We start from the raw sequence: 21,685 nt of genomic DNA, 5'->3' as shown, positions 1-21,685 counted from the left end.
AGACATACCGGGAAATTCACGGACCCCCGCCCCTGCGTTTTTTCGCCGTGTGTGGGCGGGTGTCCGTGAATTTCCCGGTATGTCTTGCGCGCGGCGGGCAAAAATGGTAATATAACAAGGTTAGAGCATACGGAGATTTTGGAGGAATTCGATTGGCAGACATCAGAAACGAAATTGAACGGCGGCGGACCTTTGCGATTATCTCGCACCCGGACGCCGGTAAGACCACGCTGACGGAAAAGTTCCTGCTGTACGGCGGGGCGATCCAGCTCGCGGGCGCGGTCAAGGGAAAGAAAAACGCCCGCCACGCGGTGAGCGACTGGATGGAGATCGAAAAGCAGCGCGGCATCTCGGTGACCTCGTCGGTCATGCAGTTCAACTACGAGGGCTACTGCATCAACATCCTCGACACGCCGGGACACCAGGACTTCTCGGAGGACACCTACCGCACGCTGATGGCGGCGGACAGCGCGGTGATGGTGATCGACGCGGCCAAGGGCGTCGAGGCGCAGACGCGCAAGCTCTTCAAGGTCTGCCTGCTGCGGGATATCCCGATCTTCACCTTTGTCAACAAGATGGACCGGGAGGCGCGCAACCCGTTCGACCTGATGGAGCAGATCGAACAGGAGCTGGGCATCCGCACCTACCCGGTCAACTGGCCGATCGGCTGCGGCAGGGAATTCAAAGGGGTCTACGACCGCCACAAGCGGGAGATCATCTCCTTTTTGGGGGACGGCACCGCCAACGGGGTGCGTCAGGTGGAAAAGGTCGAGCTCTCGATGTCGGACGCGCGTCTGGGCGAGATGCTCGGCGAGAGCCTGCGGGAAACGCTGGTGGACGACGTGGAGCTGCTTGACGGCGCCTCCTACGAATTCGATATGGACGAGGTGCGCCACGGAAAGCTCTCGCCCGTGTTTTTCGGTTCCGCGCTCACCAATTTCGGCGTCGAGCCGTTTTTGGAGGACTTCCTCAAGATGACCACGCCGCCCCTGCCGCGCGGAAGCAGCGAGGGGGAGATCGATCCGTTCGATCCCGGCTTCTCGGCGTTCGTCTTCAAAATCCAGGCGAACATGAACAAGGCCCACCGCGACCGCGTGGCGTTCATGCGGATCTGCTCGGGGGAGTTCGACAAGACGCAGGAGTATTACCACGTCCAGGGGGAGCGGAAGATCAAGCTCTCCCAGCCCCAGCAGCTGATGGCGCAGGACCGCGAGATCATCGACAGGGCCTACGCGGGGGACATCATCGGCGTGTTCGACCCGGGCGTTTTTTCGATCGGGGACACGATCTGCACGGCGAACCGTAAGTTTGAGTTCGCGGGCATCCCGACCTTCGCGCCCGAGCACTTCGCGCGCATCCGCCAGACCGACACCCTCAAGCGCAAGCAGTTCGTCAAGGGTACGACGCAGATCGCCCAGGAGGGCGCCATCCAGATCTTCCACGAGCCGAACACCGGCATGGAGGAGGTCATCGTCGGCGTGGTCGGCGTGCTCCAGTTCGAGGTGCTCGAGTACCGCCTCAAAAACGAGTACGGCGTGGACATCCGCCGCGACGGGCTCTCCTACCAGTATATCCGCTGGATCGAAAACGAGGAGTTCGACCCCAAACAGCTCGACATCTCCTCCGACACCAAGCTGGTCCAGGATTTTAAGGACCGCTACCTGCTCCTCTTCACCGACGAGTGGAACATCCGCTGGGCGCAGGAGCACAACAAATGGCTCGAGCTCTCCGAGTTCGGGCGTTGACGGAACCAACCGGACCGTCCGGGGCGCGGCCGCAAAGCGGCCGCGCCCCTTTTCGCCTCCCGGCCGGTTCCCGTCGCCGGTGCACATCAAAACGACGGCCGCCTCTACGGAGGCGGCCGTCGTTTTCTTCCTCCCAATGGAGGGCGTTTGTAAACGGCGGGATTTATTTGATTGCGTCCCATTCCCGCAGGAGCTGCTCCAAGGACACGGCCGACAGTTCGTCCTTCATCGCCCGGAGGGCTTTGTCGACATGGGGATTCAAAATCTCCTTGAAGGAGCACCCGACCCGGCATTCCTTGGAGATGTTCTGGTGAAAGGTAAACAGCTCGTCCGCGTGGTCTCCCTCCACGGCCGTATAGACGTCCCACAGGTTGATTTCATCGGGGGCCTTTGCCAGTTTGGTTATGCCGCGCCCCGTGGAAATCTGCAGCAGGCCGGCGGTCTTCAGCTTCCCGAAAATCTGGCGGATGAGAACGGGGTTGGCGCCGGTGCTCTCCGAGATCATTTCGCTCGTCATTTTCCGGTCCGGGTTTATCATGATGAGCATCATGGTGTGGATCGCCACGGTAAACTGCGTATTCATCTTCATGCTTCCCGGCCCCCTTGCGCCCGACTAAAAACAGTATACCGCCACAGCCCGCGGAAGTCAATCGTAGCTATTGACACTACAAAATAAAGGTGCTATATTGATTGTTGTCAGATCAGCTGTAATTCAATCTGCAAAGGAGCGTCTGCCATGAAAAAAGAAGCTTTGGAAGTGTTAAAAAATCGCCGTTCGATCCGTAAATTCCAGTCCCGGCAGATTTCGGCGGAAGAGCTGGACACGGTTCTGGAAGCCGGCACCTACGCGCCTACCGCCGGCGGCAGGCAGGCCCCGGTGATCGTCGCCGTTCAGGACGCGGAGACGGTTGCGGCGCTGGACGCCATGAACGCAAAGGTTATGGGAAACGCATCCGCGCATCCCTATTACGGCGCGCCGACCATTCTGCTCGTGATGGCGCCGGAAGAGGACGCGCAGGGGGAGCTGGACTGCTCGGCGATCGGCGGCAACCTGCTGAACGCCGCCTATGCCGTCGGGCTCGGGTCCTGCTGGATCCACCGCAGCAAGGAGATGTTCGAATCGGAGGAGGGCAAGGCGCTCCTCAAAAAATGGGGCCTGCCCGAAACCATGCGGAGCGTCTGCTCGATTGCGCTCGGCTATGCCGATTGCCCGCACCCGGACGCCGCGCCCAGGAAATCCGGCTACATCATCAAAGTCTGACCCGCCCAAGCCGGAACCGAAGCATCGAAAAAAGGAGACTGCCGCGATCTCTGCGGCAGTCTCCTTTTTCTGTCTGATCCGCAAGGAGCGGAGGGGAATTTTGTGCGTCCGGCTTGACAGCCGGGAAATTATGGTGTATCATAGTACTAATATCACTAGTACAGCGGTACAGTATTTCCCGGGAAGCCGGGGAAGCCGCGCAAACCGGGCGCAGGCCCGCCCCGGGATTGTGTCCGCTTTGAAAAATTTCCCTCTGAAGAGTGTCCCATATCCATGGGAAATATGGTTAAAGAGATAGAACCATTTACCAGGCGGGAAAACCGGAAGGAGGGACGCAAAATGAAGCGGCAGCCGATGGGCAAACAGCAGTTCGACCGGCTTTACGGGCGTTTTCTGCCCCAGCTTTACCGCGCGGCCCTCTACCTGCTTGGGGACGGCAAGGCCGCCGCCCGCGCGGCGGGGGAGGCGTTCACCCGGACGGCCGCGGTGGCCTGCACGGCGGACGAGCGGGCCTTCGCGGTCGAGGCGGCGCGCCGCCTGTGCAAGATGTGCGAGCGGGCCGACCGGGGACTTGGCGGCTATTCCTCCGCGCTGGCGGAGGAGGTGGACGCGCGCGGCGCCGCGCTGCTCGAACAGCTGGGCGGGCTCTGCTTCGAGGACCGGGAGCTGGTCGTCCTGTCGGCGGTGCAGAACTTCTCGGTCTGCGAGATCGCGCGCATCCTGGGGATGTCCGAGTGGGCGGCCGGCATGCGCCTGCGCCGCGCGGTGGAAAAGGTCTGTGCCTGCGTTGGGCAGCCGGTCGCGGCGGGCCAGCAGATTTCATAAAATATTGATAAAAAGTTTGTGCGGTTTTTCGGAAGGTTTTTTTACAAAAACTGTCCGAATTTGGCCGCGCGGATCGTTATGATAGGTAGAAAGGCCATAGTGACTGGAAAGGAGGCCGCCGGAATGAAAAAACTGCTTGCAGATCATGTCCTCTCCTGGTGCTCGCTGATCCTCGGATGTCTCGCCCTGCTGATCGCGGGGGGACTGCTCCTCGGGGGGTGCGGCGCGGACCGTTCGGAATACCAGGACGTCGTCGACCAGGTGAACGCCAAATACCACGAACAGCTTTCGGTCGACCTCGACCACGTCGACATCACGCCCGAGCAGCTGCGCGCGCACCTCGAAGCGGTCGCGCAGAGCCGCCGGGAGGCCATCCCCGCGGCGGACGCCGCCGTCTGATTGCTTTCTCCTCCCTTTCCTGGGTAAATAATCTCCTAATTCTCCAAAACAAAGGGCGCACCGGAAGGTGCGCCCTTTGTTTTATTCCGGATTCCCGCCCGGCAGCGAAAGGGTGAAGGTCGCGCCGCCGCCCGGCGTGTCGCCGGCTGTGAGCCTGCCCCGGTGGAGCGCGGCGATCTCCCGCGCGATCGACAGCCCCAGCCCGTAGTGCTCGCGGCCGCTGCGGGCCTTGTCGGCGCGGTAGAAGCGGTCGAAGACGCGCGCCTTTTCCCCGTCGGGGATGCCGGGACCGTCGTCGGCCACGCGGATGGAAAACCACCCGCGTTTCCACCCGGCGGAGAGCACGACCCTGCCGCCCTCCCCGGCGTAGCTGACGGCGTTGTCCACCAGGATCGAGAGCACCTGCCGGATGCGCTGCTGGTCGCAGCGGCAGCGGGGGAGGGTCTCCTCGGGCAGCGAGACGGAGATGCGGATCTGCTTTTCCGCGGCGGCGGGCTCGAACCATTCGGCCGCGTCGAGCAGGAGGGTTTCGAGGTCCGTCTCCTCCTTCTGGACCGACCAGCTGCTGTTGTCGGCGCTGGCGAGCATGAGCATGTCGTCGACCAGCCGGGACATGCGGGAGCACTCCTGCGAGATCGTCTGGGCAAAGCGGTCGGCCTGCTCGGGGGAGGCGCGCCGCATGACCGACGCGCTCGTGCCGATGACCGCGAGGGGGGCGCGCAGCTCGTGGGAGGCCGCCGAGACGAACTCCATCTGCCTTCGGCGGCTCTCCTCGACCGGACGGATGGCGAACTTGACGAAAAACCACCAGAAGATGGAGAGCAGCAGCACAGCGGCGGCCGAAAGCCCGGTGAACGCCCAGCTCAGGCGGGCGGTCTGGGCCTGCTCGGGCGCCTTGGGCTTGACGAGGGCGAGGGAGACCCACCCGCCGGGGATCGGCACCGACGCGACGGCGGCGTGACAGGCGCCGAGGGAGGGGTCGGCGTAGGAGAAGGAGAGGGTGCGGGGGTGCAGCTGGGTGTCGGGGGGCTTGTTTGCGTCGAAGCCGAAGCGGTCGAGCGCCGCCTGCTTGACCCGGTCGGAGACCTCCTGGCGGAATGGCGCGGTCCAGCTTCCACGGTAGAGCAGCGGCCTGCCCGCGTCCTCGATGCAGAGCAGCAGGCCGCCCGCCTCCGTCTGGGAAAGCCAGGTGTGGTCGAGGACGCGCTGGCTGCCCAGGTGGCTGAGGACGGCGGAGAGGTCGCTCGCAAAGGACTCGTCCGCCCGCTGGCGGAGCTGGTAGGCGGAGATCTGGAAGGAGGAGACCGCCATGCCGATGAGGATGACGCTGGTGATGAGGGCGCACACGACGGTGAGCCGGACGCGCAGCCGCTTAAACATCGCCTTCCTCCAACCGGTAGCCGACGCCGCGCACCGTCTGGATGAGGATGCGGCTGCCGACCGAGCGGAGCCTGCGGCGCAGGAAGTGGATATAGTTGTCGAGGTTGCCGTCCTCCACGCCTGCGTCCGGCCCCCACACCCGGGTGAGCAGCACGGCGCGCGGCAGGGTTTGGCCGGGGTTCTTGAGCAGGGTTTCGAGCAGGGCGGCCTCCCGCTTGGAGAGGGCGCAGCCGCCCGACGAACCGCGCAGGGATTTTTTGGCGGCGTCGAAGACGACGTCGCCGTATTCGGTCACGTCGGAGCTCTCCCAGCGGCGGGGGCGGCGGCACATGGCGCGCACCCGCGCGAGCAGCTCCTCCACGGCGAACGGCTTGACGAGGTAGTCGTCCGCGCCCGCGTCGAGCCCCTCGACCCGCTGGCCGATGTTGCCCAGCGCGGTGACGAGCAGGACGGGGGTGGAAATCCCGCCGGAGCGGAGCTTGCGCAGGACGGTGACGCCGTCCATGACCGGGAGCATCCGGTCGAGCAGGATGAGGTCGTGCGCGCCCTCCCGGGCCCAGCGCAGGCCGTCGTCGCCGTCGTGGCAGACGTCGACCTCGAACCCCTCCTCGTTCAGCGCGAAGGCGACCGCCTCGCACAGCTTCACATCGTCCTCTACGAGCAGAATCCGCATATCGATATCCTCCGTGCGGCGGGTTCCCCCACCGTTACTGTTTGTAGTATAGCACGCGAATCTGGAAAATTCCTTTAAATCTTTGGAGAAAATTTAGAGATTCGGGTGATAGAGTAGCGGTAGGCAAAAACCAACAACCAGTTTGGAGGATACGATCATATGAGAAAGCGACTGAAACGGCTGGGCGCGCTGGCGCTCGCGGGCATGATGCTGGCGCTCTCCGCCTGCGGGGACAATTCCCCCTCCGCGCCGGGCGGCGACGCCCCGGGCGGGCAGGCGGCGATGGGCCGCTATATCGAAGAGGAATACACGCTCCCCGAAGGGGTGGGCTATGTGGCGGCCGTCCACCGCGCCGAGGACGGCTCGATTAAGCTGCTGTGCAACCTCGACAAGGAGATGATGCTCGGCAAGTGGTACGTCTACGCCTCGACGGACGGCGGCAGGCGCTGGATGCAGGAGGAGACCCCCTGGCTCGACGGCCTGGGCGAGCTGCTCACCGTCGAAGCGGCGGCATGGGACAGGGCGGGCAACCTCTACATGCAGTACATGCCGATGACGCAGGCGGAGTTTGACGCGCTGATGGCGCAGATGGAAGCCGCCAAAGGAGGCGGCGCGTCCGCCGCGGCCGCCGAATCCGCGGAGACCTCCGCGTCCTCGGACGCCCCCGCGCCCGAAGGGGACGCCGCCGGGACGGACGGGGAGGACGCCGGGGATAACGGGGACGAGGGGTTGACCTCGGGCCCGCAGATGCCAAGCTCCAAGCTGGTCAAGGTGGACCCGGCGGGGAACGTGGAGGAGCTCGGCTTCACGCTGGAGGCGCAGATGGACTACGGGACGCTGGGCGCGCGCGGGTTGCAGGTCGCGGAAAACGGCGACCTCATCGCGGAGTGCGCCTTCGTCCTCGCGCAGTTTGACCCGGCCACCGGCGAATGCAAGCACCTCTATGACCCGGAGGCCTTTGCCAATTCGATTTCCTATACGACCCTCCAGGACACGCTGGCGATGACCGACGGCGACATCGTCACCTTCTACGACCTCACGACGGGGGAGCAGACCGGCTCCTTCTCCACGGCCGGGCAGCAGCCTGAGGATGGCGGCCCGAAAGTCGCGACGATAGCCGAATCGGCGTCGTACGAGCGGGTGCTCGCCTCCGATCCGGAGAACGGGGCGGTCTACTTCGCGGACAGCACGGGCGTCTACCGGCACCTGCTCGACGGCGCGGTGACCGAACGGCTGATCGACGGCGAACTCTGTTCCCTCAATATGCCGGCGCTTCGGCTGACCGACCTGATCGTGAAAGAGGACGGCAGTCTGCTGCTGCTCTACGCGGACGGCATGGACCGGACGCTCATGAACTACACCTATTCGGCGGACACCCCGACGGTGCCCGACAAGGAGTTGCGGGTGTTCTCCCTGCGGGACAACAAGACCATCCGCCAGGCGATGGGCCTCTTCCAGCGGCAGAACCCCGACGTGCACGTGGTCTATGACGTGGCGCTGACGGGTGCCGACGCGGTGACCGCGTCGGACGCACTGCGCACGCTGGCCAACGAGCTGCTCGCCGGCAAGGGCCCCGACCTGCTCGTGCTCGACGGCATGCCGATCGACAGCTATGTTGAAAAGGGCGTCCTGCTCGACCTCTCCGAGCCGGTCGGCGGCAGGACCGCCTCGGGCGAATGGCTGAAGGCCGAGGCGGAGAGCTTCAAGACCGCCGACGGCAGGATCTACGCGGTGCCAGCGCGTTTCTCGGTGCCGGTCATCCTGGCCGATGAGGAAGCCGCGCGGGCGAAGGATCTGACCGCGCTTGCCGACTGGCTGGCCGCGCAGGCGGGGCGGTTCCCCGGGATCCACGGCGGCGCGCTCAGTATTGTCCATCCCGCCGCGATGATCGACCTTTTCTACCCGGTCTGCTCCCCCGCTTGGTTCCAGGCGGACGGCTCGATGGACGAGGAGGCGTTCCGCGCCTTCCTGACCGACCTCAAGCGGATTGCCGGCAGCGCCACCGACGAACAGGCGGAGGAGAGCAAGGCCGCCTATGAATATACCGGCGGCGCCTCCTACGATCTGCTGTGGGACGGCCTGCGCTGGACCTATGATATGCTCGGCGCGGCGGCCGGAAGCCTCGACTCGGTGAAGGCGCTCGCGGCGCCGGACGCCTGCATCGCCAAGCGCGGCAGCGGAGAGCTCGCCCCGCTGCCCGGCCAGACCTCGGGCGTGTTCGTGCCGCGCACCATCCTCGGCGTCAACGCGGCGAGCAAGCAGACGGATATGGCGCGTGCCTTCCTCGGGCTGGTCCTGTCCGAGCAGGTGCAGAAAAACAACTTTGACGACGGGATGCCGGTCAACGCGGCGGCCTTCTCAAACGGCTTCGTCAACCCGAATCCGGGCGATCCGGATGGGATGTATTACGGCTCCTCCTGGACCGGCGAGGACGGGGAGGAGATTTCGATGGAGCTGCAGGTGACCTGGCCCTCCGACGCGTTCATGGAGAACGCCGAGAACTGGATCACCGCGCTCGACACCCCCTCCGCCTCCGACGAGGTGGTCAAACAGATGGTGCTCGACGAGACGGCGGGCTATTTCGACGGGACGCGGACCCTTGACGAAGCGGTGACCGCCCTGCGCGAGAAGCTCAACATCTATCTTGCGGAGTAGGGCCGTGAACAGCCGTACGGCCGGCCGTATGCGGGGGCTGCTTTTCATCCTCCCGAGTCTTCTGGGGGTGGGCGTCTTCGTGCTCGCCCCCTTCCTCGAGGTGGTCCGGCGCTCCTTCACCGGGGCGATGAACGGCGCCTTCGTGGGCCTCAAAAACTATGCCGACGTCTTTTCCAACGGGGCGTTCCGCCTCGCGGCGGGCAACACGCTGCGGTTCGTGGCGTTCTGCATGCCGCTGCTCATCTCCCTCTCGCTGCTCGTGGCGGTCATCCTCTACGGCAACCCCCGCCGCGCCGGCTTCTTCAAGACCACCTTCCTCATCCCGATGGCGATCCCCGTCGCGTCGATCGTCCTGATCTGGAAAGCGCTCTTCCACGCGGACGGGCTCGTCAACTCCTGGATCACGGCGTTCGGCGGGCAGGGGACCGACTGGATGCAGAGCTCCGCCGCCTTCTGGGTGCTGGTGGGCAGCTACATCTGGAAGAACCTCGGCTACGACGTCATCCTCTGGATGGCCGGGCTCGCGAACATCTCGACCGACATCTACGAGGCGGCCGCGATCGACGGGGCGGGCGCATGGACGACCTTCACGCGGGTGACGCTCCCCAACCTGCTGCCCTCCCTCTACACGATCACGGTGCTGAGCTTTCTCAATTCCTTCAAGGTTTTCCGCGAGGCCTACCTCGTGGCGGGGGATTATCCCCACAGCAGCATGTACCTGCTCCAGCACCTCTTCAGCAACTGGTTCCGCGAGCTGTCGATGGATAAGCTCGCGGCGGCCGCGGTGCTCGTGGCGGCCGTGATCCTGCTGCTCATCCTGCTTTTGCGGCGCGCGTGGGAGACGGAATAGCCGCCCGCCGCGCGCCCATCGCCGCGGGGGCGGGAAACCAAACGGCAAAGCCGTTTTCGGGCCGCTTCGCGGCCCGCGCGCCCGGGGGGGGCGGGGGGGGTTTCCCCGCCCCGCCCCAACTTTTCATCCGCGCAAGGAGGCTGTGATGCGTAAAATCCGACAAAGCCTGCCGCTTCTCCTCCCGCTGGTTTTATCGGCGGCGGTGTGGCTGCCGATCGTCTTTCTGGTTGGCGGCTCCTTCATGGGGGAGGCGGAACTTACCGCGAGCCTCGCGCCCGTGCTTTCGGGCGGGGAGGGGTTCGCGCGGTGGGACCTCATCCCCCTCTACCCGACGCTGCGCCCCTATGTGGAGCTGCTGCTCGATTCGCCCGGGTTCTTCGTCATGTTCTGGAACTCGGTGAAGATCACCCTCGGGACGCTGGCCGGGCAGCTCCTGGTGGGCGTGCCCGCCGCGTGGGGGTTCGCCCGGCATGAGTTCCCCTGCAAAAACCTGCTGTTCACCCTCTATATCGTGCTGATGCTCATGCCCTTCCAGGTGACGATGATGCCCACCTATCTGGTGCTCGACCGGCTGAACCTGCTCGACACGCTGACGGGCATCATCCTGCCCGCCGCGTTTTCCACCTTTCCGGTGTTCATCATGTACCGGTTTTTCAGGGGGATTCCGCAGGCGCTCATCGAGTCGGCCGAGCTGGACGGCGCGGGGAGCTTCCGCATCTTCTGGTCGATCGGCCTGCCGCTCGGCGCGGGGGGCGTGATGTCGGCGGTGGTGCTGGGCTTCCTCGACTGCTGGAACCTCATCGAACCGCCGATGACCTATCTCAAGACCAAAGCGCTCTGGCCGCTCTCCCTCTATCTGCCGCAGGTCGTGACGGGCCGTGCGGGCTTGGCGCTGGCCGCCTCGGTGGTGGCGCTCATCCCGGCGATCCTCGTCTTCCTCTACGGGCAGAGCTACCTTGAACAGGGAATTATTGCCGCGGGCATAAAGGAATGAAACCGATGAATCTGAAAACGATCTTTACATACAAAACCGACCGCTCCCGTCCGGTCACCATCCAACGGCGCGCCCTGCGGCTGCTGGCGGGCTTTCTCGTATTCATGCTGGCCTGCACGCTGCTCTCCCGCGCGGCCGATTCGCTGACCGTCGCGCAGGTGACGACCGAAAAGCCCGCGCGCGCGGCCATCCCGCACACAGTGGAGAAGGACGGCCGGCTCGAACCGGCGCAGGAGCGCCCGGTCACGGCGGAAGGCGGGATCCTCGTGGGGAGCGTTGCCGTCGGCGAGGGGCAGCAGGTGAAAGCGGGAGACCTGCTGTTCACCCTCGACGCGGACGATCTCGCGCGGCAGGTGCTGGAAAAGCAGCTCGAGCTCCAGCGCGCCCAGCTCCAGCTCCAGGAGGCGCAGCAGAAGGCCGCGCTGGGGGAGGAGAAGGACGAACTGTCCGCCCTGCGCGCGCAGGAGGACTACGACATGGCGATGGAGCGCAGCCGCCTCAAGCTGCAGCAGGCGGGGGAGGACCGCCGCCGGGCGCGGCAGGCGCTGCGAGACTACAAAAACGACAACGACGTGGATGAGGACGAGGACGACGAGGACCTCGATCCGACCTATATCGCGCTGCGGGACGACTACCGCGCCAAGCAGCGCGCCTATGAGGAGGCGCTGAGCGACCAGGACCGGGCGAAGGTGGACGCGGAGCGCGTGCTGGAGGATTTGGAGCTGGAGGACCCGGACAACAGCGCGGCGACGCTCGGGATCGACGTGCGGCTCCGGCAGCTCGAGCTCTCCCGGCTCCAGGCGCTCTCCGAGGCGGGCGGCGAAATCTACGCGCCCATCGACGGCGCGGTGACGGCGCTCTCCGTCGCGCCCGGAAAGCGGACGGCGGACGAAGCGGCGCTGCTGCTGGCGGGTGCGGAAGCGGGGTTCCGCTTCACCTGTGAGATCACCGACGACGAGCGGGAGTACCTCTCGCCGGGCGACAAGGTGAAGCTCGAGCTCCCGGGCCACAAACGCGCGGACGGCACGGTGGAGAGCATCGCCGCGCTGGCGGACAAGAACGGCTTCGCCAAAGTGACGGTCTCCCTCCCCGCCGGGAAGGGGGAGGCCGGGATGTCGGCGGTACTGTCCGCCACCACCCGTTCGGAGCAGTACCGCACGACGGTGCCGGTATCGGCGCTGCATAAGGAGGGTGAGCGGTATTACGTCCTGGCGGTGCGGGAGACCGAGTCGGTGCTCGGCGTGGAGCAGAGTGCCGAGCGGCTCGACGTGACGCTGCTCGACCGCAACGAGACGACCGCGGCGGTCGAGGGGCCGCTCACGACCGACGATTGGATCATCACGGGCGGCAACAAGACGGTGCGTGAAAACGACCGCGTCCGCCCGGAGGCCACATGACCACCGCCCTGCGCCGTCTGGAGGGGCCGCTGGCGCTCCTGCTGGCGCTGGCCCTCTGGGCGGGCGCCTGCCTCTTCGCGGGGGCGGCCGCGCCGCTCGGGGAGCGCGCCGCGCTCCAAATCGGCGGCGCGCCGGCGGGAGTCCCCGCAGCCCGGGAGATGGCCGCCGCCGAGGCGCGCACGGAGCATCCGCTCGCCTTCACCCTCTGGCGGCAGGAGGACGGGCAGACGGTCGAAAGCCCCGCGCTCGGCCGGGAACGCACCGTGTCCGTTCTCATGCTGTGGGGGGAGAGCGCCCTGCTCCTGCCGGACGCGCGCCCCTCCCTCGCGCCCGCGGCGGGGAACGGCTGTCTCATCGACCGGACGACGGCGCTCTCCCTCTTCGGGGACGCGCGCGCCGAGGGGCAGAAGGTGCGCTGGAACGGCCGGGACTACACCGTCCGGGGCGTCTTCGACGCGCCGGAGGCCACCCTCGCCGTGGAGGCGGACCCCGCGTCGGAGGTCCTCTTCGACCGCGTCACCCTCGACCTTTCGGGGGAGGAAAACCCGCGCGGGCGCGCGGAGGAATTCGCCATGCGCCACGGCCTGCCCGGGGAACGCATCGTGCAGTACGGCGGCCTCGCGGCGCTCGCCCGCTTCTTCTGCCTGCTGCCCGCGCTGGCGGCGGCCTGCTCGCTCGCCGTGCGCTTTTTCGGCCGTGCCCGCGCCCGCCGCGACTGGCCGGTCCAGCAGGCGCTGCTCTGGATTGCAGCGGTCGCCGCGGCCGCGGCCGTCCTCTGGCTGGCGGGCGTGCGCCCCGCGGTTCCGCAGGATTTGATCCCGACCCGCTGGTCGGATTTTTCCTTCTGGGAGACCCTCTTCACCGAGCGGCGCGCCGAGTGGACGGATTACCTCTGGATGAAGAAGGAGCGCCCCGACGTGCTGCTGCTGACCGCGCTCCTCAAGGCGGCTGCCTGCTCGCTCGCCGCGCTCCTCTTGGCGGCGCGCCCGGCGCTGCGCCGCCCGGCGGCGGGCCCCCGGGCTTTCGCGTTCCTGCTCGCGGCCTGCCTCTGCGGGAGCTTCGCGGGAGTGGCGCTGGTCGGCGGGGGGGAGCTGCTCGCGCGCGACCTGCCGATGCTCTGGCTGACGGCGCCCCTCTGGCTGGCGGCGTGCCGCGCGGCGGAAAAAATACCGGATTGAAAAGGGCGGAGCGGGCTGCTCCGCCCTTTTCTTCCGGATATGGTAACAAAACGCTGGAATTTTTCGGCCGAGAGCATTATACTGGAACGGAACATTACAATCGGCCGGCGGGAAGGGAATCCCCCGGCCTGGGAGGAACCGGCATTATGATGGGAGTCATTTTCGATTTTAACGGGACGCTCTTTTTCGACGGGGAGCAGCAGGAGCGGGCGTGGCGGCTCTTCGCGCGGGAGGCGTTCGGGAAGGAGATTTCCGACGGGGAGTTCCGGGAGTGCGTGCACGGGCGCAACAACGATTTTACCATGCAGCATCTCGCCGGGAAGGCTCTGAGCGCGCGGCAGGTCGACGAATACGTCGAGGAAAAGGAGACGATCTACCGGCGGCTCTGCCGGGAGGACCCGGCGCGCTTCCACCTCGCGCTGGGCGCGGAGGAGCTTCTGGACGAGCTCCGCGAGCGCGGGATCCCCCGGACGATCGCGACCGCGTCCCGCAGGGGCAACGTGGATTTTTATATCGAGAGCTTCCGCCTGGAGCGGTGGTTCGACGTTGAAAAGCTCGTCTACGACGACGGCACCATTCTCGGGAAGCCGGCGCCGGACTTCTACCTGCGGGCCGCCGAGACGCTCGGGCTCGAGCCGAAGAACTGCATCGTCTTCGAGGACGCGGTCTCGGGGCTTCGCGCGGCAGCGGCGGCGGGCGCGGGGAAGGTGATCGCGGTCGCCCCGGAGGAGCGGCGGGAGGCGTTTGAGCGGATGCCGGAGGTGTATGAGGTCATCCCGAACTTCCACGAATTCGACCGTCTCCTGCTGCGGGAATAAAGAGACGTCCGTCCGCGCTGGACGGATGAGGCGCGGGCCGAGAAATTGAAAATCCGAGGTGATGTGGTTTGCGTACTGTAAACACCCCCGCGTTGGAGACAGAGCGACTGACCTTGAGAAGATTTGCGGAAGACGACTTGCCCGCTTTGTTTGCCATTTTCAGCGACGGGGAGGTAAACCGTTTTCTGCCGTGGTTTCCATTACGGTCCATGGATGAAGCACGGGCCTTCTGGCAGGAGCGGTACGCGGAACGCTACAGGCAGGAGCGGGCCTATCAATACGCCGTTTGTCTGAAAAGTGACAACATTCCGATCGGTTATGTGAACGTCAGCATGGAAGAACACCATGATTTGGGTTATGGGCTGCGCAAAGAGTTCTGGCACGGGGGTATTGTGACCGAGGCGTGCGGGGCTGTCATCGAGCGTGTAAAGGCGGACGGGCTTCCATACGTTACCGCTACGCACGACCGGAACAATCCGCGCAGCGGCGCGGTCATGGTCCGGTTGGGGATGCGCTATCAATATTCCTACGAGGAGCAGTGGCAGCCGAAAAATATTCCGGTGACATTCCGGATGTACCAGTTGAATTTTCATGGAAAACAAGATGAAGTCGTTTACCGAAAGTATTGGGATCATTCCGCCGTGCATTTTGTAGAAACGGCCGTATGACCGGGCTCACGGGATTAAAACAGCCGCCCGGACGGGCGGCTGTTTTATCGTATTGTTTGCGCGTGGGTGCCGTTTTCCCACAGGATCCATGATGTTGTCACAAAAAACTTGCTTATTCCCGTCGATTACAGTATAATGTTGCTTAACTGTAACAACGATAGCCGGATCGGCAGCGATCTGTTCTGGGCGGCCGGCGGAAGCGGTGGGGGATGAGCGTCGTGAGGCGATACGCAAAGGGCGGCCTTATTTCTTTGTTCATTTCTTTGCTGCTGCTGGGCGGCATAACGGTCCACGCGGTCACACAGGTGCAGTGCTACGGCAGGCTGATCAACTATGTGGGCATTGTGCGGGGCGCCACGCAGCGGCTGGTGAAGCTGGAGCTGATGGACCAACCAAGCGACGGCCTTGTGGAATATCTGGACGGCATCCTGGCGGACCTGTCCGGAGAGGGCGGGAAATACGGCCTGCCGTACCCCAAGGACGCGGCGTACCGGCGGGAGCTGGAGGAACTCAAGGGCATGTGGGTCCAGGTGAAGGACCACATCGACGCGTACCGGGCGGGAGCGGAGGACAGCGGGCCGCTGCTCACGCTGAGCGAACGCTATTTCGAGCAGGCCAACGACACGGTCTTTGCCGCCGAGGCCTATACCACCCGCCAGTCGAAAACCCTGCTGGCGGCGTGCGCCGTCATGCTGGGCATCATGCTGGCGACCTGGTTGTTCATCTTCTGGGCGGCCTCGAAAAAGCTGCTCCTGCTGGAGAGCACCAACCAGCGGCTGAGCGATCTGGCGCAGCGGGATCCGCTGACCGGGGCCTACCAGATCGACGCCTTCAAGGAGAAGGCCCAGACCCTGCTGGACCGGGCGGGGAATGAGCGGTACGCCGTGATCTGTACGGATTTCGTGGATTTCAAGTATATCAACGACATGTTCGGGTACGCCTACGGCGACGAGGTGCTGGCCCGGTATGGGGAGATCCTTCGCGCCGGGCTGCGGGAGCGGGAATTGTGCGGCCGGGTCTCGGCCGACAATTTCGTGCTGCTGCTGCGGTATGACCGGAAGGAGGAGGCGGCCGCGCGCCAGCGGGAGGCCGACCGGAAGATTACCGCGTATATGCGCAGCTCGCCCGGACGGCAGAGCCTGTCCACCTGTTGCGGAATCTGCTGCGTGGGGGACGTGGTCGAAAAGCTCGGCGTCGGGGGGCTCATGGACCGGGCGGGCTTTGCGCGCAAGATGGTCAAAACCAAAACCAGCCCCAACTATGTCTATTACGACGACAGCATCCGCCGCAAGCTGTGGGAGGAGAAGGACATCGAGAGCCGGATGGCTTCCGCCCTCGAGCGCCGGGAGTTCGTCGTCTATTACCAGCCGAAGGTGGACCTGCGCACGGGGAGGATCGCCTCCTCCGAGGCGCTGGTCCGCTGGAAGCTCAGCGGGGGGCGGGTCATCCCGCCCGATCAGTTCATCCCGGTCTTTGAGCGGAAGTTCATGATCGGGCAATTGGACCAGTACGTCATGGAGGAGGTCTGCCGCTGGCTGCGCGGCCGGCTGGACGCGGGAGAGTCCGCGCTGCCGGTATCCGTCAACGTGTCCCGGCTGCAGTTCTATGACGAGGGGTTCGTGGACCGCTATGTGGAGATCCGGGACAGGTTCCAAATCCCTCCGGAGCTGTTGGAGATCGAGTTCACCGAGTCCATCGTCCTCGACAACGCCGGCCTGCTCCTCCGGACGGTCAACGCGCTGAAGCAGGCGGGATTTGCCTGCTCGATCGACGATTTTGGCAAGGGCTACTCCTCCCTGAGCCTGCTGAAGGACCTGCCGGCGGACACGCTGAAGATCGACCGCTTTTTCTTCGAGGACGGGACGGACGAGGAGCGGGAGTGGGCCATCATCCAGGGCGTCGTCGATTTGGTGCACAGGTTTCACATCCACACGGTGGCGGAGGGGATCGAGACGCCGGAGCAGGTGCGGCGGCTGCGGGAAGTGGGCTGCGACTATGTCCAGGGCTTCGTCTTCTACCACCCCATGACACAGGAGGACTATGAACGGGAGCTGCGGCGCCAGGAGGAGGCCCCCGCGCCCTCCCGCTGCGGAAAAGAGCAAGCCCCGGGTTGACGGCACGCGTTATTCGGCGTGCCGGCCGGCCCGGAAAAAGCGAAGGCCCCCCGCTTCAGCGGGGGGCCTTCGGGCTTTATCCGTTGCTCTGCATCAGGTTTTCCGCGAACTTGCGGAGCTCGTCCTCGTTGGTAATCTTGGGCGCGCTCTGCTTGATCGTCTCCTGAACATAGACGGGCAGGGAGGAAAAATACTGCTGCATCTGCGGATTTTCAAAACATTCGGGCATGTTTGCCACCTCCGGTAATAGTATGGACGGGGGAAAGCCCCCTAAACTGGAAAGTTCTCCTAATAAAAGGAGGGCGGCTGCTCCACAAGGCTGCGGACGTAGGCCTGCATCTCCTTTTTGGAGCGGATCTGGTGGGTGTGCGCGATGACGGCCTGCTGCTGCTCGTGGCTCAGCGAGGCGAAATACTCCATGGCGGGCATGTTTTCGGCGAGCGCCATGCCGAACCCCATGGGGATCTCGGGACCGTTGGCATAGTTTTGCATGGTGGGAACTCCTTTCCGCCGCGCGGCATACAATGGGCTATCCCCCAAACGGGGAGGTGAAGCAATGGATTTGAGAAACGGGCGCATCACGATCGGCGAGATCCTCGCCAATCCGAACGCGCGCGCGATGATACAGCGCGCCTACCCAAAGGTGCTCGCCAGCCCGATGGCGGCGCGGTTCCGCGGCATGCAGCTGGGCACGGCGATGCAGTACGCGGGGCGCTTCGTCCCGCGGGCGCAGCTCGACCGGGTGGTCGCGCGGCTCAAAGAACTGTAGCTTTTTCGGCGGAGGGCGCACCCTCCGCCGTTTTTTATTTGTCGCCGGCCATGAGGTTTTCGGCGTAGCGGTGCAGCTCGTCGATGCTGTGGACGTTGCCGCAGCGCTGCTGGATCATCCCCTGCACGTAGTCGGGCAGGGACATGAAATAGGATTTGGCGGTATCGTCGCAGCTGAGCATTTCGTTCAGCCCGCCGGGATAGTTGGATCTGGGCATACTCTCACCTCGCAGATTTAATGGATGTCGGCCTTCCACAGGCCGTGCAGGTTGCACCAGGCGTAGGCCGCCTCGGGCGCGTCGCCTTCGGAGAGGGCGAACTTTGCGACCGGGTCGCGGTCGACGGGCAGCTTTTTGAGCTGCCAGCCCTCCTTCGTGACGAGGCAGACCCAGCCGATGCTGTGCTCCCTGCTCATCGGATGCGGCACGTCGCCGACGCAGACTTCAACGGTGCTTCCCTGCTTTTTGACGACGGGGACATGCTTTTCGGCGGCGCCGTCCGACGTGTTGGCGCGCAGCGCCTTCATCGGGTCGCCGCAGCAGGCGAGCGTCGGGCTGCCCTCGATGACGGTGGCGATTTTTTTACAGTCCTCACAGTAGAGGAAGGTTGGATGTTCCATAGCGTGACCTCCCGGATTTTTGATGGGATTATTGTTTGCGCGCGGCAGGAAAATATGCAAAAAAACGCCCGTTGTCAAACGGGCGTTTTCGATTTTGCGCGTCTTCAGGACCCGACGATCTTCCCGCCGTTGGGGTGCAGGACCTGGCCGCTCATATAGCTCGCGTCGTCCGACGCGAGGAAGACGTAGCTGGAGGCAACCTCGAACGGCTGTCCGGCGCGCAGCATGGGCACGCGGGAGGTATCGGTGCCGAAGGTCTGGACCTCCCGCGCGGAGTAGGAGGCGGGGATGAGCGGGGTCCAGATGGGGCCGGGGGCGACGGCGTTGACGCGCACGCCCTGTCCCTCGAGCGAGAGGGAGAGGGAACGGGTGAGCGCCATGACCGCGCCCTTGGTGGCGCTGTAATCGATGAGCAGCGGCTCGCCCGCGTAGGCGGTGACGGAGGTGGTGTTGATGATCGAGCTGCCGCGGCCGAGATGGGGGAGCGCGGCCTGGATGAGATAGAAATAGGAGAGGATATTCGTTTCAAAGGTGGCGAGAAGCTGCTCTCGGGTGATGTCCAGGATGCTCCGGCGGATGAATTGGACGGCGTGGTTGTTGACGAGAACGTTCAGCTTGCCGTAGCACCCCACCGTCCGCTCGACGGCGGCGCGGCAGCAGGCGGGGTCGCGCAGGTCGCCGGGCAGCAGCAGGCACCGCCGCCCGAGCTCCTCGACATGGGCTTTCGTCTCGGCGGCGTCCTGCTCCTCGCAGAGGTAGGCGACCGCCACGTCCGCGCCCTCCTTCGCGAAGGCGTAGGCGACGGCGCGCCCGATGCCGCTGTCGCCCCCGGTGATGAGCGCGACCCGGTCGCACAGGCGGCCGCCCCCGGCGGCGCAGGCGTTCTCCGAGATCGGCCGGGGCTGCATGACGGCCTCCATGCCCGGCTGGCGGTCCTGCTGCTGGGGCGGGAAGGCGACGGGCACCTCCTCGCATTTCGTTTCGGTTTTGAGATAGTCGTAGACGGGATACATCTTGCCACCCCTTGTGATAAAGTTGGGTACCATGCTGAATCATATGCCGCGGGCCCGCTTTCCATGCGCCCCCGGGGGAAGTGTGACCTAGTCACCGTAACAACACCAAAAAGGTATATAATAGAGCCATACCAAACAACCGCAAAACAAGGAGGCAGATGATATGTCAGTCAAAACTTTGACCAAGGATAATTTCACCACAGAGGTTTTACAGTCCGACCAGGCGGTGCTCCTGGACTTCTGGGCGCCCTGGTGCGGGCCCTGCCGCATGGTTTCCCCGATCGTGGACCAGGTGGCGGCGGAGGTCGACGGGCGCGCGAAGGTCGGCAAGGTGAACGTCGACGAGCAACCCGAGCTCGCGGCGCAGTTCGGCGTCATGAGCATCCCGACCCTCGTCGTGATGAAGCAGGGCAAGGCGGTCGCCACCCGCGTGGGCGTGCAGAGCAAACAGGCGATCCTGAACATGCTCGGCTGATCGGAAAGGAGGGGAGCGAAATGAAGGTACTGATCGTCGGCGGCGTCGCGGGCGGCGCGTCGGCCGCGGCGCGGCTGCGCCGGCTGGACGAAGAGGCGCAGATCGTCGTTTTTGAGCGCGGCGAGTATATCTCCTATGCGAACTGCGGGCTGCCCTATTATATCGGCGGCGAGATCACCGACAAGAAATCGCTGACTCTCCAGACCCCGCAGAACTTTAAGGAGCGCTTCAACATCGACGTGCGCACCGGCTGCGAGGTCGTCTCGATCGACCGCGCGAAGAGGACGGTGACCGTCCGCGTCGCCGCGACCGGCGAAAGCTACACCGAAGCCTACGACAAGCTCCTGCTCTCGCCGGGCGCGGAACCGCTGCGGCCCCCCATCCCCGGCATCGAACACGAGCGGATCTTCACCCTGCGCACCGTTCCCGACACCTACCGCATCCGCGCCTTCGTCGAGGAGGCGCGCCCCAGGACGGCGGTGGTGGTCGGCGGCGGGTACATCGGCGTCGAGATGGCGGAGAATCTCACGCGGGCGGGGCTTTCGGTCACCGTCGTCGAGCTGGCGGACCATGTGATCGGCCCGCTCGACTACGACATGGCCAGCTTCGTCGAGCGCTACCTCGCCTCCAAGGGGGTGCGCCTGCTGCTGCAAAACGGCGTGAAGGCCTTTTCCCCCGCGCCGGACGGCGGCGTGACCGTCTCCCTCGAGCGGGGCGTCCTGAACGCCGACCTCGTGCTGCTGTCGATCGGGGTGCGCCCCGACGGCCGTCTTGCGAAGGAGGCGGGGCTTACGGTCAACCCGCGCGGCGCGATTGTCGTCGATCCCCACATGCGCACCTCCGATCCCGACATTTACGCGGTGGGGGACGCGGTGGAGATCACCGACTTCGTGACGGGCGCGCCTGGCTACATCCCGCTCGCGGGCCCGGCGAACAAGCAGGGCCGCATCGCGGCCGACAACCTTGCGGGCATCCCCAGCGTATACCGCGGCACCCAGGGCTCGTCGGTGCTCAAGCTCTTCGACATGGCCGTCGCGACGACCGGCCTCAACGAGCGCGCGGCGAAGGCCGCGGGGCTCGACTGTGACAAGGTGCACATCCACGGGACCTCCCACGCGGCCTATTACCCCGGCGCGCGGAACCTCGAGATGAAGGTGGTCTTCGAGCGGGGGACGGGGAAGATCCTCGGCGCCCAGCTCGTGGGCTTCGACGGCGTCGACAAGCGCTGCGACGTGCTGGCGACCGCTATCCGCGCGGGCATGACCGCCGCCGACCTGGCGGAGCTCGAGCTCTGCTACGCTCCGCCCTTCTCCTCCGCGAAGGACCCCGTCAACATCGCGGGCTTCGTGATCGAAAATCTCCTTGCCGGCAGGGTGCGGCAGTTCCACTGGGACGAGGTCGCGGCCCTCCCGCGCGACGGAAGCGTCACCCTCGTCGACACCCGTTCGCCGGAGGAATACGCGCAGGGCCGCATCGACGGCTTCAAAAACGTGCCGATCGACGGGCTGCGCGATCATCTCGACGAGTTCCCGCGGGGCAAGCCGGTCTATCTCACCTGCGGCACCGCGCTGCGCAGCTACCTCGCCTGCCGCATCCTCATGCAGCACGGCTATGAGTGCCACAACCTCTCGGGGGGCTGGACGGTCTACGAATCGGTCATGGGCAAGGTGGGATACGACTTTTCGCCGGCCCATCCCTGCGGCGTTAAAATCAAAACGGAATAAAGTGACTTTGTCACGGAAAGGATGCCGCGGATGCGGTATTCTTTAGACACAAAAACGGTAATAATTACTGTTATCAATCACTTCACTACCACTGCCCGAACATCAACAATCCGACCCGAAAAAAGGAGA

At 64.9% G+C, this 21,685-nt stretch carries 22 protein-coding genes and 1 pseudogene; 15 read left to right on the top strand and 8 right to left on the bottom strand.

Annotated features, from left to right (window positions below):
• Positions 1–152 precede the first annotated feature (152 nt).
• Positions 153–1,745, top strand: coding sequence for a peptide chain release factor 3 (locus C1A13_RS09815; RefSeq protein WP_101551535.1), 1,593 nt, complete (start codon positions 153–155; stop codon positions 1,743–1,745).
• Between the two features lie 163 nt (positions 1,746–1,908).
• Here C1A13_RS09815 and C1A13_RS09810 read toward each other — a convergent pair whose 3' ends face one another.
• The gene (locus C1A13_RS09810) at positions 1,909–2,334 is read right to left on the bottom strand and encodes an RrF2 family transcriptional regulator (protein ID WP_101551533.1); all 426 of its coding nucleotides are present in this window, start codon (positions 2,332–2,334) and stop codon (positions 1,909–1,911) included.
• Between the two features lie 147 nt (positions 2,335–2,481).
• Between C1A13_RS09810 and C1A13_RS09805 the strand changes: the two genes are divergently transcribed.
• The 3 genes from C1A13_RS09805 to C1A13_RS09795 all read left to right on the top strand — a co-directional run bounded on the left by C1A13_RS09805 (position 2,482) and on the right by C1A13_RS09795 (position 4,230).
• Positions 2,482–3,006, top strand: coding sequence for a nitroreductase family protein (locus tag C1A13_RS09805; protein WP_101551531.1), 525 nt, complete (start codon positions 2,482–2,484; stop codon positions 3,004–3,006).
• A gap of 339 nt (positions 3,007–3,345) precedes the next feature.
• Positions 3,346–3,831, top strand: a complete 486-nt coding sequence (locus C1A13_RS09800) for a sigma-70 family RNA polymerase sigma factor (RefSeq protein ID WP_172439241.1) — start codon at positions 3,346–3,348, stop codon at positions 3,829–3,831.
• Between the two features lie 123 nt (positions 3,832–3,954).
• Positions 3,955–4,230, top strand: a complete 276-nt coding sequence (locus C1A13_RS09795; RefSeq protein ID WP_101551527.1) for a hypothetical protein — start codon at positions 3,955–3,957, stop codon at positions 4,228–4,230.
• Positions 4,231–4,311: 81 nt separating this feature from the next.
• Here C1A13_RS09795 and C1A13_RS09790 read toward each other — a convergent pair whose 3' ends face one another.
• Together C1A13_RS09790 and C1A13_RS09785 are read right to left on the bottom strand one after the other, a co-directional pair.
• Entirely contained in the window at positions 4,312–5,610 is a 1,299-nt protein-coding gene (locus C1A13_RS09790; protein ID WP_101551525.1) for a sensor histidine kinase, read from the bottom strand.
• Positions 5,603–6,283, bottom strand: coding sequence for a response regulator transcription factor (locus C1A13_RS09785; protein ID WP_101551523.1), 681 nt, complete (start codon positions 6,281–6,283; stop codon positions 5,603–5,605). Before C1A13_RS09785 ends, C1A13_RS09790 begins: the two co-directional genes overlap by 8 nt.
• Before the next feature lie 159 nt (positions 6,284–6,442).
• On the opposite strand from C1A13_RS09785, the gene C1A13_RS09780 reads away from it, so the two are divergent.
• From C1A13_RS09780 to C1A13_RS09745, 8 genes are all read left to right on the top strand, one after another.
• Positions 6,443–8,938, top strand: a complete 2,496-nt coding sequence (locus C1A13_RS09780; RefSeq protein ID WP_101551521.1) for an ABC transporter substrate-binding protein — start codon at positions 6,443–6,445, stop codon at positions 8,936–8,938.
• A 4-nt stretch (positions 8,939–8,942) separates the two neighbouring features.
• On the top strand, positions 8,943–9,788 hold the full coding sequence (locus tag C1A13_RS09775; RefSeq protein WP_347295261.1) for a carbohydrate ABC transporter permease: 846 nt from the start codon (positions 8,943–8,945) through the stop codon (positions 9,786–9,788).
• 145 nt (positions 9,789–9,933) lie between these two features.
• A complete protein-coding gene (locus C1A13_RS09770; RefSeq protein ID WP_101551517.1) occupies positions 9,934–10,782 on the top strand; it encodes a carbohydrate ABC transporter permease in 849 nt (282 codons plus the stop codon).
• Positions 10,783–10,787: 5 nt separating this feature from the next.
• Positions 10,788–12,179: an efflux RND transporter periplasmic adaptor subunit gene (locus C1A13_RS09765; RefSeq protein WP_172439240.1), complete on the top strand. Its 1,392-nt coding sequence runs from the start codon at positions 10,788–10,790 to the stop codon at positions 12,177–12,179.
• On the top strand, positions 12,176–13,357 hold the full coding sequence (locus C1A13_RS09760; RefSeq protein ID WP_101551512.1) for an ABC transporter permease: 1,182 nt from the start codon (positions 12,176–12,178) through the stop codon (positions 13,355–13,357). The genes C1A13_RS09765 and C1A13_RS09760 overlap by 4 nt, the downstream gene beginning before the upstream one ends.
• A 146-nt stretch (positions 13,358–13,503) precedes the next feature.
• A complete protein-coding gene (locus tag C1A13_RS09755) occupies positions 13,504–14,175 on the top strand; it encodes an HAD family hydrolase (RefSeq protein WP_101551510.1) in 672 nt (223 codons plus the stop codon).
• A 68-nt stretch (positions 14,176–14,243) separates the two neighbouring features.
• A complete protein-coding gene (locus C1A13_RS09750) occupies positions 14,244–14,843 on the top strand; it encodes a GNAT family N-acetyltransferase (protein WP_101551508.1) in 600 nt (199 codons plus the stop codon).
• 251 nt (positions 14,844–15,094) lie between these two features.
• Positions 15,095–16,957 carry a putative bifunctional diguanylate cyclase/phosphodiesterase gene (locus tag C1A13_RS09745; protein WP_242970849.1) on the top strand — a complete coding sequence of 621 codons (1,863 nt, stop codon included), beginning with the start codon at positions 15,095–15,097 and terminating at the stop codon, positions 16,955–16,957.
• A gap of 76 nt (positions 16,958–17,033) precedes the next feature.
• On the opposite strand, the gene C1A13_RS14905 is transcribed toward C1A13_RS09745, so the two are convergent.
• Positions 17,034–17,186: a hypothetical protein gene (locus C1A13_RS14905; RefSeq protein ID WP_172439239.1), complete on the bottom strand. Its 153-nt coding sequence runs from the start codon at positions 17,184–17,186 to the stop codon at positions 17,034–17,036.
• Positions 17,187–17,245: 59 nt separating this feature from the next.
• Positions 17,246–17,449 carry a hypothetical protein gene (locus tag C1A13_RS09740; RefSeq protein WP_101551506.1) on the bottom strand — a complete coding sequence of 68 codons (204 nt, stop codon included), beginning with the start codon at positions 17,447–17,449 and terminating at the stop codon, positions 17,246–17,248.
• 64 nt (positions 17,450–17,513) lie between these two features.
• Between C1A13_RS09740 and C1A13_RS09735 the strand changes: the two genes are divergently transcribed.
• Positions 17,514–17,726, top strand: coding sequence for a hypothetical protein (locus tag C1A13_RS09735; protein WP_101551504.1), 213 nt, complete (start codon positions 17,514–17,516; stop codon positions 17,724–17,726).
• Positions 17,727–17,760: 34 nt separating this feature from the next.
• On the opposite strand, the gene C1A13_RS09730 is transcribed toward C1A13_RS09735, so the two are convergent.
• From C1A13_RS09730 to C1A13_RS09720, 3 genes are all read right to left on the bottom strand, one after another.
• Complete coding sequence (locus C1A13_RS09730) at positions 17,761–17,943, bottom strand: hypothetical protein (RefSeq protein ID WP_101551502.1); 183 nt, start codon at positions 17,941–17,943, stop codon at positions 17,761–17,763.
• A 17-nt stretch (positions 17,944–17,960) separates the two neighbouring features.
• Entirely contained in the window at positions 17,961–18,344 is a 384-nt protein-coding gene (locus C1A13_RS09725) for a desulfoferrodoxin family protein (protein ID WP_101551500.1), read from the bottom strand.
• Positions 18,345–18,448: 104 nt separating this feature from the next.
• Positions 18,449–19,357: an SDR family oxidoreductase gene (locus C1A13_RS09720; RefSeq protein ID WP_101551498.1), complete on the bottom strand. Its 909-nt coding sequence runs from the start codon at positions 19,355–19,357 to the stop codon at positions 18,449–18,451.
• Positions 19,358–19,517: 160 nt separating this feature from the next.
• Here C1A13_RS09720 and trxA point away from each other — a divergent pair.
• Positions 19,518–19,832: pseudogene (gene trxA / locus C1A13_RS09715) on the top strand (thioredoxin); the annotation flags it as partial.
• 20 nt (positions 19,833–19,852) lie between these two features.
• Positions 19,853–21,556, top strand: a complete 1,704-nt coding sequence (locus tag C1A13_RS09710; protein WP_101551494.1) for an FAD-dependent oxidoreductase — start codon at positions 19,853–19,855, stop codon at positions 21,554–21,556.
• Positions 21,557–21,685: the final 129 nt, after the last annotated feature.

It is taken from the genome of Anaerotruncus massiliensis (ex Togo et al. 2026), from assembly GCF_900199635.1.
GTDB lineage: Bacteria > Bacillota > Clostridia > Oscillospirales > Ruminococcaceae > Anaerotruncus > Anaerotruncus massiliensis.
The sequence above is the reverse complement of the archived record's forward strand: the minus strand, read 5'-3'. Positions and strand labels throughout refer to the sequence as shown.